The 16953-nt window shown below is 41.1% G+C and carries 13 protein-coding genes, 1 tRNA gene and 2 pseudogenes; 12 read left to right on the top strand and 4 right to left on the bottom strand.

The window, feature by feature from the left end; all coding sequences use genetic code 11:
• The 7 genes and pseudogenes from FTU66_RS01875 to FTU66_RS01905 all read left to right on the top strand — a co-directional run bounded on the left by FTU66_RS01875 (position 1) and on the right by FTU66_RS01905 (position 6951).
• Entirely contained in the window at positions 1-909 is a 909-nt protein-coding gene (locus FTU66_RS01875; RefSeq protein ID WP_154320866.1) for a DUF58 domain-containing protein, read from the top strand.
• A 5-nt stretch (positions 910-914) separates the two neighbouring features.
• Positions 915-2942: a DUF3488 and transglutaminase-like domain-containing protein gene (locus FTU66_RS01880; protein ID WP_179989321.1), complete on the top strand. Its 2028-nt coding sequence runs from the start codon at positions 915-917 to the stop codon at positions 2940-2942.
• A gap of 32 nt (positions 2943-2974) precedes the next feature.
• Positions 2975-3051: transfer RNA gene (locus FTU66_RS01885), tRNA-Val, on the top strand.
• 225 nt (positions 3052-3276) lie between these two features.
• A pseudogene (locus FTU66_RS01890) lies at positions 3277-3813 on the top strand (ABC transporter permease); the annotation flags it as partial.
• Positions 3814-3929: 116 nt separating this feature from the next.
• Positions 3930-4109, top strand: a complete 180-nt coding sequence (locus FTU66_RS01895) for a hypothetical protein (RefSeq protein ID WP_004971601.1) — start codon at positions 3930-3932, stop codon at positions 4107-4109.
• A 418-nt stretch (positions 4110-4527) separates the two neighbouring features.
• On the top strand, positions 4528-5850 hold the full coding sequence (locus FTU66_RS01900; protein WP_096901065.1) for an NCS2 family permease: 1323 nt from the start codon (positions 4528-4530) through the stop codon (positions 5848-5850).
• Positions 5851-5949: 99 nt separating this feature from the next.
• Entirely contained in the window at positions 5950-6951 is a 1002-nt protein-coding gene (locus FTU66_RS01905; RefSeq protein ID WP_180112218.1) for an adenosine deaminase, read from the top strand.
• Positions 6952-7056: 105 nt separating this feature from the next.
• On the opposite strand, the pseudogene FTU66_RS01910 reads toward FTU66_RS01905, so the two are convergent.
• Positions 7057-7492, bottom strand: a pseudogene (locus FTU66_RS01910) (cytochrome b).
• Positions 7493-7874: 382 nt separating this feature from the next.
• On the opposite strand from FTU66_RS01910, the gene FTU66_RS01915 reads away from it, so the two are divergent.
• Positions 7875-8261: a hypothetical protein gene (locus FTU66_RS01915; protein ID WP_004971594.1), complete on the top strand. Its 387-nt coding sequence runs from the start codon at positions 7875-7877 to the stop codon at positions 8259-8261.
• Positions 8262-8350: 89 nt separating this feature from the next.
• Positions 8351-8935: a ribonuclease HII gene (rnhB, locus tag FTU66_RS01920; RefSeq protein WP_306669747.1), complete on the top strand. Its 585-nt coding sequence runs from the start codon at positions 8351-8353 to the stop codon at positions 8933-8935.
• Between the two features lie 138 nt (positions 8936-9073).
• Here rnhB and csrA read toward each other — a convergent pair whose 3' ends face one another.
• The 3 genes from csrA to alaS form a co-directional block, all read right to left on the bottom strand.
• The gene (csrA, locus tag FTU66_RS01925) at positions 9074-9328 is read right to left on the bottom strand and encodes a carbon storage regulator CsrA (protein WP_004971589.1); all 255 of its coding nucleotides are present in this window, start codon (positions 9326-9328) and stop codon (positions 9074-9076) included.
• Positions 9329-9578: 250 nt separating this feature from the next.
• Positions 9579-10859 carry an aspartate kinase gene (locus FTU66_RS01930; protein ID WP_004971586.1) on the bottom strand — a complete coding sequence of 427 codons (1281 nt, stop codon included), beginning with the start codon at positions 10857-10859 and terminating at the stop codon, positions 9579-9581.
• 65 nt (positions 10860-10924) lie between these two features.
• Positions 10925-13618: an alanine--tRNA ligase gene (alaS, locus tag FTU66_RS01935; protein ID WP_179995345.1), complete on the bottom strand. Its 2694-nt coding sequence runs from the start codon at positions 13616-13618 to the stop codon at positions 10925-10927.
• Between the two features lie 450 nt (positions 13619-14068).
• Here alaS and FTU66_RS01940 point away from each other — a divergent pair, with 450 nt between their 5' ends.
• The 3 genes from FTU66_RS01940 to FTU66_RS01950 all read left to right on the top strand — a co-directional run bounded on the left by FTU66_RS01940 (position 14069) and on the right by FTU66_RS01950 (position 16885).
• On the top strand, positions 14069-15103 hold the full coding sequence (locus FTU66_RS01940; RefSeq protein ID WP_096901062.1) for a type I glyceraldehyde-3-phosphate dehydrogenase: 1035 nt from the start codon (positions 14069-14071) through the stop codon (positions 15101-15103).
• A gap of 135 nt (positions 15104-15238) precedes the next feature.
• Positions 15239-15553, top strand: coding sequence for a hypothetical protein (locus FTU66_RS01945; protein WP_004971580.1), 315 nt, complete (start codon positions 15239-15241; stop codon positions 15551-15553).
• 165 nt (positions 15554-15718) lie between these two features.
• Positions 15719-16885 (top strand): ATP phosphoribosyltransferase regulatory subunit, encoded by a 1167-nt coding sequence (locus FTU66_RS01950; protein WP_180112219.1) that lies wholly within the window; start codon positions 15719-15721, stop codon positions 16883-16885.
• Positions 16886-16953 lie beyond the last annotated feature (68 nt).

Raw genomic sequence — 16953 nt, forward strand, 5'->3', positions numbered from 1 at the left:
ATGTTTAAGCAGGCATGGCAAAACTGGATCAAGACACGTTTTAAATTTGATCGACACAAGGCCTTAAAACAAAAAGATATTTTGGTTTTTATTTACCAACAGGGCTATCTGTATTTAGTGCTGATTTTGATCACGTTTATTGCAGGCGTGAATTATGGCAATAACCTGATTTTAGGCTTTTGCTTTTTGATCAGTGCCATTTTATGTATCAGTTTTTATTTGACCTTTAAGCAGCTGCATGAATTAGAGATTGAAATTGTGACCACCGAAGTTGGGCAAGTAGGTGAAGTATTGCAATTACAATTGCATTTCAAACAAGAGGTCGCGCAGGCACGCTATTTATGGATTAAAGCCGATCATCAATTAGAAAAGGTTCTTATTCAAGACACTCAGCAGCAGTATGTGTTGACATTTTTTGCAGCGCAACGTGGGCAGTTTCATTATCCTTATTTACACATTTATTCGGTTTATCCTTTTGGCTTGGTACGTGCGTGGACTTATTTGAATTTGTCACGTACCGCGTGGGTGGCACCCAAAGCCGCCATGTATAGCGCAGAGAATAAACAGCATCAACACAGCTTTCAACCCGATTTAGACGAGTTTCGTGAGCTGCGTGATTTTCAATTGGGCGATTCCTTACAAGCCGTGTCGTGGAAGCAAGCGGCACGCGGTCAGGGCTTATATGTGAAAGTTTTTGAACAATATCAGGATCAACAGAGTATCGACATTCACTATGAACACATGCCTGCACCGACCCACGAAGAAAAACTAAGTTTGATGATGGGCTTAGTTGAACAATGTGAACAACAACAGTTGAATTATGCGATGTTTTTGCCGCATGCGACCCTTGAAAAAGGCGTAGGCGAGCGGCAGTTGAAACAGGCAAAAATTCTTTTGGCACAGGCTTGATGATAATGCACAATTCGATTCAGCAATCTATTCTGCTTAGCCTGATCTTAATTTTGGCTGCTCACATGCTGTTTAGCCCTGTGGCATTGAGTGTCATTTTCGGACTCATGTTGTTGCTGTTGTATCTTCACTATAAAAACAAGACAGCGCGTATTTCTAAAGTTTGGACTTATGGATTGACCTGTTGTGCCTTAGCCAGCATTTATTTGAGTTATAAAAGCCTGATTGGTGTAGAGGCAGGGGTTGCCTTATTAAGCACCTTTTTGTTTGCCAAAGCTTTAGAAAGTCATACTCAGCGCGACCTGATTATTTTATTTAATTTTGCGCTTTTTGTGAGCGCCAGTTCATTTTTATACAGCCAGAGCATGTGGATGACCGTGTTGGTCATTCTATGTTTAATCAGTTGTTTAATTGGGTTATATCGGATTCAAAAAAGTGCATTTTCAGATTATGCGTCGCGTCATTCGAGCAGGCAAGATGCAAAGCATGACCTTAAAAATGTCGCCAAGTTTATCGCATACGCTTTGCCATTCTTTTTATTATTGTTTTTATTCTTTCCACGTTTACCGCCATTGTGGCATGTACCTATTCCTGATGCCAAAGGCGTGACAGGTATTAGTGACACGATGTCACCGGGCGATATTGCCGAATTATCACAATCTTCTGCTTTGGCATTTCGTATTGTGGGGAATATGCAGCAACTGCCGCCACGTTCAAAACTATATTGGCGGGCGATGGTACTTGATCAATATGATGGTCGCACATGGACAAGCAATTTTAGCAATCAACAACCCGTTCAGGCAGCACAATTACAGCCAGAGCAAGTCGATTTTCAGTATCAATATATTGCAGCAGACCCACGTGCACAGTGGATTATGGCGCTGGAAAAATCTGTACCGAATCAACACGGTTATGTATTACGCCGTGATTGGAGTATGGTGCCACAGCGTCAAAATGGTCGGATTCAACCGATTGCTTTGCAGTGGGTTGGGGAATCTGCACGTATTCAAGGGGATGATGCACAGAACGAGCGTTATCGACGCTTTAGCCAGCGTTTAAATGTTCAGGTACAGACGCAATCTGACCCAAAAGCTCAGCAATTTGCCCTGCAGATGTTTGCTCAAAGTCAGCAACAACCTGAACGCTACGTGCAGAATGTATTGCAGTGGTATCGCAATAATGGCTTTAGTTATACCTTAAAACCTGGAATGCTCGGACAAAACCGAGTCGATGAATTCTTGTTTCAGAGTAAGCAAGGTTTTTGTGAACATTATGCCTCAAGTTTTGCCTTATTGATGCGTTATGTCGGGATTCCAGCGCGTGTAGTCGTGGGCTATCAGGGTGGGGAACTTGCACCCGATGGACAAAGCTGGGAAGTACGACAGCAAGATGCACATGCTTGGACAGAAGTGTTGCTCAATCAACAATGGGTACGCATAGACCCGACAGCCATCATTGCACCTCAACGTATAGATGATGGTATGCAAAACCTAATGGCAGATGATCGGGCCGTTTTGGGTGCTGACACACAAATGTGGCAATACCAACATTCTAATTTTATTCGTTCTTTACGGGTGTGGAGTGATTATGCAAGTTATCAATGGCAAAGCAAGGTCGTGGGTTATGATGCCGAGTCACAGCGTCACTGGTTTGGACGCTTAGGGCTGCACTCAAACTATGCTTTGGCAGCGGTGTTGGTTTCAAGTATTCTCATGATCTTAGCAGGGTATTTTGGCTGGATTTTTTGGAAAAAACGTCAGCAAGGTTCTCGCATAAATCGTGCCTTAGACAAATTTTCTAAAAGATTGCCCGCTCAGTTGCAAAAACAGGATGCAGAAACAGTGAGTGTGTGGATGCAGCGTTTAGCAGCGCAGGTAGATGCAAATGAACAAGAGGCATTTAAGCGTTTAGGCGTGTGCTATCAACAATATTCTTATGCGCCTGAACATGACCGTGTTTCAGAGCAGGTGTTTTTTGATTTGCTTAAAACTTGCTCGGATGTGTTGAAAAAACACAGAAAGGACTTGTCTTAAAAATCAAAACTGAATATGATGCGAAGCACTTTAGGCGTATAGCTCAGTTGGTTAGAGCGCTACGTTGACATCGTAGAGGTCTCCAGTTCGAGTCTGGATATGCCTACCAATACATTAAAATTATATGTTGTTACATAACTTCATATAAGTAATAAAGCTCTGAATTATAACGATTTAGGGCTTTTTTATTGCTTTTCTTAAAGATACATAAATTCGCTTATAGTTTAAAAATATGTACACAGTGGTGTACACATGTAAGTTTTCGGCTTATTTTGCACTAATTGGTTTTTATTTTGCACTAGAGCTTTGAAGCCTCTTTCCACATTTCATTTGTGCACTGATTCGTGAGCGAGAACATGGCACCATTAAGCATTTAACGGTTATGCTAGTCACGGTTTTTGAAATTATGCTGGCAAAGGTTTTATCGATGAGCCTTGTGGTGCTTTTAGCAGCTTTTTTAGGCTTAAAAGTAGTGGTGCAGGGGGCATTACAGGTACCCATAGAAGGAAGTTTGCTGTTATTTTTCTTTGGAGCCTTGCTGACCTTATTTGCAACAACCTCAATGGGTATATATATGGCAACCGTGTCTAAATCGATGCCGCAATTCGGTTTGCTGATGATGCTTATTCTGATTCCCTTGCAAATGTTGTCTGGGGCAAGTACACCACGAGAAAGCATGCCAGAAATTATTCAAAATATCATGTTGATTGCAACGACAATGCATTTTGTAACATTGGCGCAAGCAATTTTATACCGAAATGCAGGATTGGATGTGGTCTGGCCTTCCTTTCTATGGTTAATCGCAATTGCAACAACATTTTTCTATGTATCTTGGAAACGTTTTAAAAATACCATTCATACAATGGCTTAATGTAATAGATTGAGTTTGATCGCTGAAGCACAAATTTTGACTGGGGCGTATTAAGAGTTACACCGCGCATAATTTTTGCTAATATGTATGAAAATTGTTCAATAAAAGTAAATGACATGAAACACATTCTTGTGCCAGTTTTGGTGGTGTTGGTCGTTTTATTAGGTTATCTCGTTTACTTGGAAGAGGAAACGCGAAAGCAGGCAGAACTGAACCGAGTTTTGACTGAATCTGCAAATTTATCGCTAGAAAAAACAGAAGCGGCTACACCACAGATTTTGCAAGTCACAGAATAAGCGTAGAAATTTCTAACATAATGTGTGGTAATTGCTTTATTCATCACACTTTTGTGTGCTTCACTTTATCGTAAAATTTTATCTTTAATTCAAAAAACTAGAATTTTTAAAAAATCCCTATGGTATAATTTGCCAATTGAAACTGCTTCATCACAACTCAAAGGCATTACTTTTGAGAGTGACTGAAGTAAAAAAAAGATGAACAAAGCTGCATAAAATTTATGCGGCTTTTTTATTTAGCATTCCGAATTTTTGATTTTGATAAAATCAAATGCTTGATTGTGAATTAAGTTTATCTTTTTCATGTAATTTTACATGCTCATTGGGCAAATCCATTGCCGCAACTGACACAGGCTTTTAAGTGCTGACTTAAAATTGCGTCATGCTGCAAATTCAGTTTATTTACAGGGGCTAGGTCATGACGACTCCTAATCCATCCTCAGCGGGAATGCTTGAGCGCTTATTCAAATTAAGCGAAAACAAGACCACATTCCGTACCGAGATTTTGGCGGGTGTAACCACATTCTTAACCATGTGTTACATCATTATTGTCAATCCGATGATTTTATCTGAAACAGGAATGGATCATGGAGCTGTCTTTGTCGCCACCTGTTTAGCCGCAGCTATTGGCTGCTTGGTGATGGGAATTGTTGCCAATTACCCAATCGCACTCGCACCAGGCATGGGGCTAAACGCCTATTTCACTTACTCGGTGTGTTTAGGCATGGGTGTGCCTTGGCAAACGGCTTTGGCTGCAGTTTTTGTATCAGGGATTATTTTCATTGCCATTAGCATGTTTAAAATCCGTGAAGCCATTGTTAATGCCATTCCCATGTCATTAAAACTAGCCATTGGCGGTGGTATTGGTTTATTCCTAGCTTTAATCGCCCTAAAAAATGCAGGTGTTATTGTTGATAATCCTGCGACTTTGGTGGGCTTGGGTGACTTAAAACAACCATCAGTACTGTTAGCGCTACTTGGCTTTTTAATGGTTGTAGTAATGCATCACTTTAAAGTACGTGGTGCAATTATCATCAGTATTTTGGTGCTGACTGCTATTTCAACAGCTTTAGGTTTAAGCGAATTTAAAGGTGTGGTTGGTGAAATTCCATCTATTGCACCTACTTTTATGCAAATGGACTTTGAAGGTCTATTTACAGCAAGTTTAATTGGCGTAATTTTCGTATTTTTCTTAGTCGATTTATTCGACTCTACAGGTACTTTAGTGGGTGTTTCACACCGTGCAGGCTTGTTGCAAGATGGTAAATTACCCCGTTTGAAAAAAGCACTTTTTGCCGATTCTTCTGCAATTGTTGCAGGTGCGGCATTGGGTACATCTTCAACAACGCCGTATATTGAATCATCTGCAGGTGTTGCAGCGGGTGGTCGTACAGGCTTAACCGCAGTGATTGTTGGCTTGTTGTTTATTGCCTGTTTGTTCTTGGCACCACTTGCGCAATCGGTACCAGGTTTTGCGACTGCACCTGCCTTGTTATTTGTGGGTGTGTTGATGATTCAAGGCATTGTGCATATTGATTGGGATGACATCACCGAAGCCGTGCCTGCATTCTTAACAGTCGTGTTCATGCCATTTACTTATTCTATTGCCGATGGCATCGCTATGGGCTTTATTAGCTATGCGCTGATTAAACTACTCACTGGCAAAGCCAAGTCTGTACCTTATATGGTGTGGATTATTGCTGCACTTTGGGCATTAAAATTTGCCATGTTTGGCGGTTAATATTCTTAAACTGAAAAGGGGTGTAAACTCAGTTTGCACCCTTTTTTATTTTGATCAATTTTTTAATATTCTCCCATAAAATAGCAAAAAGGACAGAACATGAATCAACTTGAGCTAATCTGTGCATTACCTAAAGCAGAATTGCATGTGCATATTGAAGGTACTTTTGAACCTGAATTGATGTTTGCCATTGCGCAGCGCAACCAAATAGACATCCCTTATGAGTCCGTAGAAGAAGTCAAACAAGCATATAACTTTCATAACTTGCAGTCTTTTTTAGATATTTATTATGCAGGCGCACAAGTGTTGGTGCATGAGCAAGATTTTTACGATTTGGCTTGGGCATATTTTGAAAAATGTGTTGAAGACCGTGTGGTACATACCGAAATGTTTTTTGATCCGCAAACCCATACCGAGCGTGGTGTGGCATTTGCAACCGTGATTAATGGCTTACAACGTGCTTGTGATGATGCGCAAACAAAATTAGGCATCAGTTCAAATTTAATTATGTGTTTCTTGCGTCATTTAAGCGAAGATGCAGCATTTGCCACACTTCAACAGGCTTTGCCTTATAAAGATCAAATTATCGCAGTGGGTTTGGACTCAAGCGAAGTTGGACATCCACCTTCAAAGTTTGAACGTGTCTTTGCCAAAGCACGTGAAGCAGGCTTTTTAGTCGTGGCACATGCAGGCGAAGAAGGGCCAGCCGAATATGTTTGGGAAGCATTAGATTTACTGAAAGTAAACCGTATTGATCATGGTGTGCGTTCTGAAGAAGATCCTGTATTAATGCAACGTCTAATTGCAGAGAAAATGCCGCTCACGGTCTGTCCATTGAGTAATTTAAAGCTATGCGTAGTGGATGATATGGCACAGCACAACATCCGCCGTTTATTGCAGCAGGGTGTTAAAGTGACAGTTAATTCAGATGATCCATCTTATTTTGGTGGTTATATGAATGATAACTTTGTTGCTATTAGCCAAGCTTTAGATTTAAGCAATGCTGAATTAAAACAATTGGCGGTTAATTCTTTTGAAGCTTCATTTATTTCGGCTGAAGAAAAGCAAAAATGGATTGAGCAAATTCAAGCATTGGGATGAGTTAAACTGAATTTAGATTAGCTTAGACTACAAAAAAGCAGCTTAATTTAAGCTGCTTTTTTGTGGGAGAACGATTTGAATCGCTTTAAACTCAAGCTTTAAAAATTATTTACCTTGTTGCGTCATACTACGCAATACATCGTCTTTATCTATAAAGTGATGTTTAAGTGCTGCAAGCATATGCCCAACCACCATTGCCCCTGCAAACCATGACAAATAAGTATGCACAGGTTTAACAATTGCTAATAGTTCGGAGTTCTTATCCACCAAGGCTGGAATTTCAAATAAATACAACACAGGCACAGGTTTACCCACGCTCCAGCTAAACAAACAGCCCGTGATTGGAATCGCAATCAGCATAAAATACAGACCTAGATGTCCTAAATGCGCTAGTGTTTTCATCAACGGTGACATGCTGTCAGGCAGTTGTGGCGCAGGGTGGGTGTAACGCCAAAATAAGCGAATCACCAATAAAAATAATCGCCATGAGCCAATGTAAAACTTGTGCGGTACGGGTGTAATATGAAGTGGAACTGTTCATGTTGTATTTCAGGCGAATAGTGTGCTTGCATGCTAAACAACAGCATGTAGCGAAAAAAGTATCCACCTGCAACGGAGTGTTGAAAATCTGCGACGCTGCAAAAAAATAGCGTTCTTGAGGGAACGAGCATATTTTTTGCTGCTATTGCGTTATGAGTCAGTCATTTAGAATGACTAATTTCCTGCCTCATGCTTTATATCGGCTAAAAAACGTTGCGAGATATATCTCTCATGTCGCAAACATAGAAGAATTATCAACAGCCTCTAGCCTAAGCACTTGAATGTAGAAATTGCAAAAAGCTATTCCTTCGCCAAACAAGTTTAGGCACAATAGCGGCATTGTTTCACCCAAATGACTTGAATATTAAATACAGGAAATATCCATGAAAAAACTACTCGCTGTATTGGCACCTATCGCTTTGGTTTTATCTGCATGTACCACAACTACAGGTACTACTACAGGAACGACAACTGCACCGACAGCAACTCAACAATTGGGTATGGCGGCTATTAAAATTGCAATTAATGCCAAGTGCGTGACTGAATTAAATAACATTCCTGCATGGCACACTGCGACACGTGTTATGACACCAACGCAAAAGCAAAATGTTCAAGCGGAAATTTGTGGTTGTGTCAGTGAAAAAGCACCACAAAACGTGACTGCAGTAGATTTAGCCACTGCAGCAATTGACCCTGCTGCACGTGCAACGATTGTGAGCAATGCAGTATCAAGAACCATTAATGCATGTGTGGCAGAAGCAGTAAGATAAGTTTACTGATTCTGTAAAATTAAAGATGGTGCGTGTTGATTCGCATCGTAAGATAGGCTGAAGATTTCAGCCTATTTTTCTGGAAAAAGATGATGAAAATTGCAGGTGTAGATGAAGCAGGACGTGGGCCTTTAGTGGGTTCTGTTGTCGCTGCGGCAGTTATTTTAGATCCGAATAACCCGATTGAAGGTTTGAATGACTCTAAAAAGCTGACTGAAAAAAAACGTGAAAAGTTGTTTGTTGAAATTCAGGAAAAGGCTTTGGCTTGGGCAATTGCAGAAGCCTCTGCAGCCGAAATTGATGAGCTGAATATTTTGCAAGCATCTTTATTGGCGATGCGCCGTGCGGTGGAAGCCTTGTCTATTCAACCTGAACATGTCTTAGTCGATGGCAATAAAATTCCACAAGGTTTAGCGATGTCTTGTGACGCAGTTGTTGGGGGTGATGCATTGCATGCAGAAATTTCAGCAGCTAGTATTTTAGCTAAAGTGGCGCGTGACCGTGAAATGGTATTGCTTGATCAAGCATTTCCACAATTTGGTTTTGCTAAACACAAAGGTTATCCAACCAAAGCACATTTTGACGCCATTGCACAGCATGGTGTAATTGCGGCACATCGACGTAGTTTTGCACCTGTGCGTAAGGCTTTAGAGTTAATGGAAAACTCACAGTAATTTTCATGCAAAACTTGTGCTGAGTTGCCTGTAAAATAGCTTTTACATGATTTGAATCAGGGCAAGTTTTTAAAAAGCATTCAGCAGAAAAATTTAAAGCGGCAAATGAGCCGCTTTATATTCAATTACCTTAATCGTTTAACGATTAAAGTCATTTTGCGAGTAGTTATCTTCTTCAAATGAAGGTTGATAATCTTGATCTAAGTGTTGCAAATGCTCGTGCATGGCACGTTCGTGTTGAATACGTTGATAGATTTCTTCACGATGAACCGATACTTCTTTCGGGGCATTTACACCAATACGAACTTGGTTACCTTTGACACCAAGCACAGTCACGCTGACTTGGTCCCCAATCATTAATGTTTCTCCGACACGTCGGGTCAGAATCAGCATGTTTATCTCCTTGCAAAATGCTAAACCTGCATTGATTTTTAAAGCAATTTAAAAGTCACAACCAAATAAAAACCAGTAAATTTTAACGGAACGTATCATTATTTATTTTATAAGATACAGCGCTGCCAAAATTTATGAAAGCATGTTGCTCAATATAACAGAGCCACTATAAAAAAAACTATAGTGGCTCTATTTTTTTGTACTTTTTCGCAAAATTTGTCAGACAATTACATTTTCTGACAGGGGCGTATTAAGCGCGTGCGCTAGACTCACCGCTTTCACGATCTAGACCAAATACAGTGTGTAAAGTACGTACTGCAAGCTCTAAATAGTTTTCTTCAATAATGACTGAAATTTTAATTTCAGAAGTAGAAATCATGAGAATGTTAATGCCTTCATCTGCAAGGGCAGTAAACATTTTGCTTGCAACACCTGCATGTGAACGCATACCTACACCAACGATAGATACTTTCACGATGTCACCACGTGTAGCGACTTCACGTGCACCAATTTCTTTGGCAGTTGCTTCAAGAATTGATTTTGCTTTGGCAAGTTCGCCACGGTTTACAGTAAAAGTAAAGTCGGTAGTACCATCTTCTTCTACGTTTTGGATGATCATGTCAACTTCAACATTGGCAGCGCCAATAGGTGACAAGATTTTAGATGCAATACCTGGCTCATCAGGCACACCTAAAATAGTTAATTTTGCTTCGTCACGGTTAAACGCGATACCTGAGATGATAGGTTGTTCCATGTTGTCTTCCAATTCAGTAGTAATGAGTGTGCCGACATTTTGTTTAAAATCTTCGTCGAATGCGCCATCATTGTCATTATCAAAACTTGATAATACACGTAAAGGTACTTGGTATTTACCTGCAAATTCAACCGCACGAATTTGCAATACTTTAGAACCTAAAGAAGCCATTTCTAGCATTTCTTCAAAAGAAATACGATCTACTTTTTTGGCTTTTGGTGCAACGCGTGGGTCTGTGGTGTAAACGCCATCTACGTCAGTATAAATTTGACATTCATCGGCTTTCAATGCAGCAGCAAGTGCAACGCCAGAAGTATCAGAACCGCCACGACCTAAAGTCGTGGTGTTACCTTCAGCATCAAACCCTTGGAAACCAGCAACCACAATCACACGGCCTGCGTCTAGGTTTTCAGTTAACACGTCAGTATTAATCGCTTCAATACGTGCTTTGGTAAATGCGCTGTCAGTTTGAATACCAACTTGGCGACCAGTTAGTGATTTTGCTGCAACGCCAATAGAATTCAGCGCCATCGCTAACATCGAAATCGTCACCTGTTCGCCTGTAGACACCATTTGGTCTAATTCACGCGGATCAGGGGTTTCGGTAATGGCTTTCGCGAGAGCGAGTAGGCGATTGGTTTCGCCACTCATGGCAGAAACGACAACCACTACTTTGTGGCCATGATCATGCCAGCGCTTCACACGACGAGCAACATTTAAAATGCGCTCGGGAGTACCCATTGAGGTACCGCCATATTTTTGAACGATTAGTGCCATAGTTGTTCCATATAAGCCATGACCCCGAATTTACCTGCTCAGGGTCAGTTACACAAAAAGTGAGATTATTTTGCCGCAAGCCAAGCAGTTAAACCTGCCATCACCGTTGCAAAGTTCTCGTTAAGTGGCGCGCCACCTTGTGCCAAATCAGGTTTACCACCACCTTTACCACCTAGTTCTGTAGCCAAGTGTTTGATGATGTCTCCTGCTTTAATCGTAGCAGTAAAGTCTGGTGCAACAGAAGCGATTAAGCTGACTTTATCGCCTTCTACACCTGCAAGTACAATCACTGCTTGGTCGAGTTTGGATTTTACACCGTCGTGCAAATTACGCAGTGATTTTGCATCCATATTTTGTACAGTGGTAATGAGCGTGGTACGTCCAGCAAGTTCTTGTACTTGACTTAAAAGTTCAGCTGCTTGGAAGTGCGCTAATTTTTGATTGAGCTGTTCAATCTGCTTTTGAAGGCTAGATGCTGTATCGACCAATGTATTCACTTTTTCTAAAGTTTGGTCTTTTTGTGCTTTCAACAAAGCATTGATGCTGTTGATATCGCGTTCAGTTTTTTGAACGGCTTCAACGGCTTTGCTGCCTGTAATTGCTTCAATACGACGTACACCAGCTGCAACACCACCTTCAGAGATGATTTTGAACAGACCAATATCACCTGTACGTTTCACGTGAATACCGCCACAAAGTTCAATGGAGAAGTTTTTATCTTCAATGATTGAACCCATAGAAAGTACGCGAACTTCATCGCCATACTTTTCACCAAATAGCATCATTGCGCCTTTGGCTTTGGCTGCTTCAATATCCAGTAATTCAGTAGAAACTGCGGTATTGGCAATGACTTCTGCATTTACCAAACGCTCAATTTCTTGCAATTGTTCAAATGACACAGGTTGGTCATTGGCAAAGTCAAAACGTAAAATATCAGAAGCAACCAACGAACCTTTTTGCTGTACGTGTGCACCTAAAACTTGACGTAGGGCAGCGTGCAATAAGTGTGTTGCAGAGTGGTTGCGTGCAGTAGCTTCGCGGATGTCTGCTTTTACAATCGCTTCCACCGCTTGCGCAGCTTTTAAACTGCCCATGGTAACAATACCTTGATGAACAAAAGCACCGCCAGATTTTTTGGTGTCTTGAACTTCAAAAATACCTGTTTCGTTTTTGAATAGACCTGTATCACCAATCTGACCACCGCTTTCTGCATAGAACGGGGTTTGATTGAGTACGATTAAAGCTTCATCGCCTTCAACTACTTCATCGACTTGTTCGCCATCTTTATAAATAGCCACAATTTGACCCTGACCAGTTGTTGAGTCATAGCCATCAAATTGAGTTTCACCTTCAACTTTTACAATTGAGTTGTAGTCAACTGCAAATTTACCTGCATCGCGTGCACGTTGACGTTGCGCTGCCATTTCAACTTCAAAGCCTGCTTCGTCAATGGTCAAGTCGCGCTCACGTGCAATGTCTGCTGTTAAATCTGTTGGGAAGCCATAAGTGTCATATAGTTTAAATACTACTTCACCAGGAATGACTGAGCCTTTAAGCTGTGCCAATTCACCCTCAAGCAATTTCAAACCTTGCTCAAGCGTTTTGGCAAATTGTTCTTCTTCTTTTAGAAGTTGCGCTTCAATACGCGCTTGTTGTGCTGCAAGTTCAGGATAGGCCTGACCCATCACCTCAATTAAAGGCTGAAGCATTTTGTGGAAGAATGAACCTGTTGCGCCAAGCTTGTTGCCGTGACGTACTGCACGACGAATAATACGACGCAATACATAACCACGACCTTCATTCGATGGATTCACGCCATCGGCAATTAGGAAGCAGCAAGAACGAGCGTGGTCAGCAACTACTTTGAGTGAAGCAGGGTAGTCTACAGGCTTGCCAGTTTGCTGTGCAGTTACTTCAAGAGCAGTCGTGTCTAAACCAATAATCTGTGCTGCATTTTTGAGTAAGTGCTGGAACAGGTCAATTTCGTAGTTTGAATTCACATGTTGCAATACTGCAGAAATACGCTCCAAGCCCATACCTGTATCTACAGAAGGTGCTGGAAGCGGGTGTAATACACCATCTGCAGTGCGGTTGAACTGCATGAATACGTTGTTCCAAATTTCAATGAAACGGTCGCCATCTTCTTCAGGTGTGCCTGGTAAGCCACCCCAGATATGATCGCCATGATCATAGAAAATTTCAGAACACGGACCGCAAGGACCTGTATCACCCATTGCCCAGAAGTTGTCTGAAGCATATTGGCCGCCTTTGTTATCGCCAATACGGATAATACGAGAAGCATCTAAACCAATTTCTTTGTTCCAGATGTCAAATGCTTCATCATCGGTGTGGTAAACCGTGGCATATAAACGGTCTTTTGGTAGCGCTAACCATTGTTCACTGGTTAAAAATTCCCAAGCAAATTTAATTGCATCACGTTTGAAATAATCACCAAACGAGAAGTTACCTAACATTTCAAAGAAAGTATGGTGACGTGCGGTATAACCCACATTGTCTAAATCGTTATGTTTACCGCCTGCACGCACACATTTTTGTGACGATACAGCACGTACATAATCACGTTTTTCCAGCCCAAGAAAACAGTCTTTAAACTGGTTCATACCTGCATTGGTAAATAACAGGGTTGGGTCATTGGCGGGTACTAGAGAACTCGATGCGACACGTGTATGCCCTTGCGATTCAAAGTAACGCAAAAATGCTTCACGAATTTCAGCTGATGTCATAAAACGAGTACTCACAACCAAGTCACTCCATAATTTCCGATTGGGCTAAACGCATGACAGTCTGACAAAAATAATTCTTTTGCTGTCATGCAGGCTTAAAATTTTAAAAACGCCAAATTATAACGGAAAAAGCCATTATCACCAATCATTTTAGCGTGAATTGATGACAATTCTGAATCAATCTCTGTTGCTGTGCGCAGAATAAATCTTTTGAATAGAGGATGATGGAAAATTGCTGACGAAAGTGGGGCATGATGAGCTGTTGTTGAATGTTTGTGCGTAGGCGAGAGTGTCAAACTAATCAACCACAAGCTGAAATTGTTAGATGGGTATTTTGAGTTTGCCGAATTAATCAGCAAATTAAGTGAAAAATCCCAGAATTGATCTGATTTTTTTCAGTAAGGCCTCAAAATCTATTAACATAGTCTGTGCTTAAATTTTGATTTCATTATGAAAGGATCAGTCATGCAACGAGTGGCAATCAATGGCTTTGGTAGAATCGGGCGCAATGTGCTGCGGGCTTGGTTTGAAAATCCCAAAGACTTTCATTTTGAAATCGTCGCCATAAATGACATTGCCGATGTAGAAACCTTGGTTCATTTATTTAAATATGACAGTACCCATGGTCGTTTTAAAGGACAGGTGGAAATTAGCCTCGAAAATGAACAGATTTTTTTGAATATTTCTGCAGGTTTGGCGCAATTAAAAGTTCAGGTGTTGAATCAGGCTCAACCTGCGCAATTACCGTGGCAAGCCTTAAATGTTGATGTGGTATTGGAATGTACAGGGTTGTTCCGTTCCCGCGAGGCGGCAACGCAGCATATTACTGCGGGCGCCAAACGTGTAATTATTGGTGCTGCACCATTCGATACTGTAGATGCTGCGATTGTTTATGGTGTCAATCATCACGAAGTCAAAAGTACCGACCAAATTATTTCCAGCGTATCTTGTACCACGCAGGCTTTAGTACCATTAGTTAAAATCATTGATGATGCTTTCGGAATTGATACCGCATTAATGACTGAAATTCATGCAGTCACAGCCGATCAAACTGTATTGGATCAAGCACACCGTGATTTACGTCGTGCGCGTGCATCAGGGCAAAATATTATTCCTACAACTTCATCTGCCTTGGGTGCATTAAAACAAGTCATGCCAAAAATGGCAGATCGGATTGATGGTTACTCGATTCGTGTACCGACCATTAATGTTGCAGCTATTGATTTAACTTTTATTTCTCAGTCACCAATTACGGTGCACAAATTGAATCAGGTGTTGTGTGCTTCGGCAGCGCATGATTATGCCGAAATTATGCAAGTGACCGATGAGCCTTTGGTATCGAGCGACTTTAACCATTCACCTTATTCTTTAATTGTCGATTTAAGTCAAACCATGGTCGTGGGTCATCAAGCCAAAGTTTTTGCGTGGTATGACAACGAGTGGGGTTATGCCAACCGTTTACTAGATTTGTGTGAATCTTTTAGTCAACGGGCGGTGTAAGCGGCTACTTTTTAAGACATATACAAAGTGTAAAAAGCATGTAATAGTGATGAAAGATTTTATAATTCGTATTCACAGTTAATTCACTGATTGATATAACAAAGTTTGCATAGAAAATTTGAATAGAGTAGTGGCATGATGATTATTTTATTGTGGGGATTTATTTTTTTGCTGGCACTTGCTGTCATTTTTCTGATTTGGTTGCAATTTAAAAATCAGGCAGACAGCAGCAGCGACGTGCAGCATCAACAGCAAGTCGAGCAAAAAGTATTACATTTAGAAGAGCATCTAAAAAAGACGTTGGAGATTATGCAAGATTTGGCTAAAAAGATGCAGGTTCAGCAAGATGCGCTAGATAAAACCGTGCAAAAAACCGCACAGCTTGAAATGCAAAATGCTGAGTTGGTCAGTTTATTGGCAAAGGCGGTGAAATCAAATCAGGACTTTTAAATGATGGCTTTGAAAGATGTGGTGTATTCATATTTTTTTACCGCATATTTCAGAAAAAGTCAGGTGCATGAGCAAAAGTATCATGCTAAACTAGGAGAAATCGGGTGTGCTCCCGATTTTTTTATGCGGATTCGTTCCGCGCAAACAAGAATTTAGGTTTACAACATGCCCATTTCAGAGACATGGTTATTACCTGATGGTGTAGCTGATGTATTACCAGAACAAGCGCAAGTGATTGAAAGCTTGCGTCGTAAGTCACTGTATTTCCTCGCATCTCGAGGTTATCAGTTGGTGTACACGCCATTCATAGAATACATTGAATCTCTATCTTCTCTTTCAGAATCGAATCAAGATTTAGACCTTGCCACATTTAAAGTGATCGACCAACTTTCAGGTCGTTTGCTGGGTGTTCGTGCCGATATGACACCACAAGTGGCGCGTATTGATGCGCATGTACATCCTGTAGATGGCATTGCACGTTACTGCTATGCAGGTACGGTTTTACATACCAAACCACAAGGTTTTAATACCACACGTGCACCATTGCAATTGGGTGCAGAGTTATTTGGTTCAGACAGCATTGATGCCGATGTAGAAATGGTTGATCTGATGCTCAGCTTGCTAAAAGAGGCAGGTTTGGCAGAAGGTGTGCATTTAGACTTGGGTCATGTCGGCTTGTTCCGTAGCTTGGTTAAACAAGCAGAATTAAGCAAAGCCACTGAACGTCAATTGTCAGATTTATATCAGCGTAAAGCATTGCCTGAATTGGCAGAATTTACCCAAGATTTAAATTTCGGTTCAGATTTTTATGCTTTAGGTCGCTATGCCAGTGATTTAACTGCTTTGCAGGCTCATTTAAGTGCTGATGTGTTGGAAAATACCGAATTTAAGCAAGCGTTTGAAGCCGTGAAAGCAACACAAGCTGAAATTCAGGCACGTTGGCCAAACTTGCATATTGGTATTGATGTGGTTGAGCTGCGTTCTTATCACTATCACACAGGTTTAATGTATGCAGTGTATGCGCCAAATCGTGCTGCACCATTGGCACAAGGCGGTCGTTATGATGGCATTGGTCAGCATTTCGGACGTGCGCGCCCTGCAACAGGTTTCTCTTGTGACTTGTTTGTATTAAGTGCAGGTCGTTTTGAATCATCGTCTGTTGTTGTTGCGCCTAAAGGCTCACAACCTGATTTAATCGCGGCTATCCAAAACACACGTGCGCAAGGCTTTAGTGTAATTCAATTGTTGGGTAATGATGATTTAAACTCGGTTCCATACGCAACGCACCAATTGGTTCTTGCAAATGGTGAGTGGACAGTCGAAAAAATTTAATCGCCAAGGCATGTTTCATGTTACAGGTCTTGGTTTTCAATTTTAACAGCATGATGTAATGAGGCTAT

This window comes from Acinetobacter sp. YH12131 (assembly GCF_013418635.1).
GTDB classification, from domain to species: Bacteria; Pseudomonadota; Gammaproteobacteria; order Pseudomonadales; family Moraxellaceae; genus Acinetobacter; species Acinetobacter towneri.

Coding starts and splice junctions, on each gene's coding strand:
- FTU66_RS01940 (WP_096901062.1), top strand. CDS start 14,069: ATGCAACGAGTGGCAATCAATGGCTTTGGTAGAATCGGGCGCAATGTG.
- FTU66_RS01880 (WP_179989321.1), top strand. CDS start 915: ATGCACAATTCGATTCAGCAATCTATTCTGCTTAGCCTGATCTTAATT.
- FTU66_RS01900 (WP_096901065.1), top strand. CDS start 4,528: ATGACGACTCCTAATCCATCCTCAGCGGGAATGCTTGAGCGCTTATTC.
- FTU66_RS01905 (WP_180112218.1), top strand. CDS start 5,950: ATGAATCAACTTGAGCTAATCTGTGCATTACCTAAAGCAGAATTGCAT.
- rnhB (WP_306669747.1), top strand. CDS start 8,351: ATGATGAAAATTGCAGGTGTAGATGAAGCAGGACGTGGGCCTTTAGTG.
- FTU66_RS01875 (WP_154320866.1), top strand. CDS start 1: ATGTTTAAGCAGGCATGGCAAAACTGGATCAAGACACGTTTTAAATTT.
- FTU66_RS01915 (WP_004971594.1), top strand. CDS start 7,875: ATGAAAAAACTACTCGCTGTATTGGCACCTATCGCTTTGGTTTTATCT.
- csrA (WP_004971589.1), bottom strand. CDS start 9,328: ATGCTGATTCTGACCCGACGTGTCGGAGAAACATTAATGATTGGGGAC.
- FTU66_RS01950 (WP_180112219.1), top strand. CDS start 15,719: ATGCCCATTTCAGAGACATGGTTATTACCTGATGGTGTAGCTGATGTA.
- FTU66_RS01895 (WP_004971601.1), top strand. CDS start 3,930: ATGAAACACATTCTTGTGCCAGTTTTGGTGGTGTTGGTCGTTTTATTA.
- FTU66_RS01930 (WP_004971586.1), bottom strand. CDS start 10,859: ATGGCACTAATCGTTCAAAAATATGGCGGTACCTCAATGGGTACTCCC.
- FTU66_RS01945 (WP_004971580.1), top strand. CDS start 15,239: ATGATGATTATTTTATTGTGGGGATTTATTTTTTTGCTGGCACTTGCT.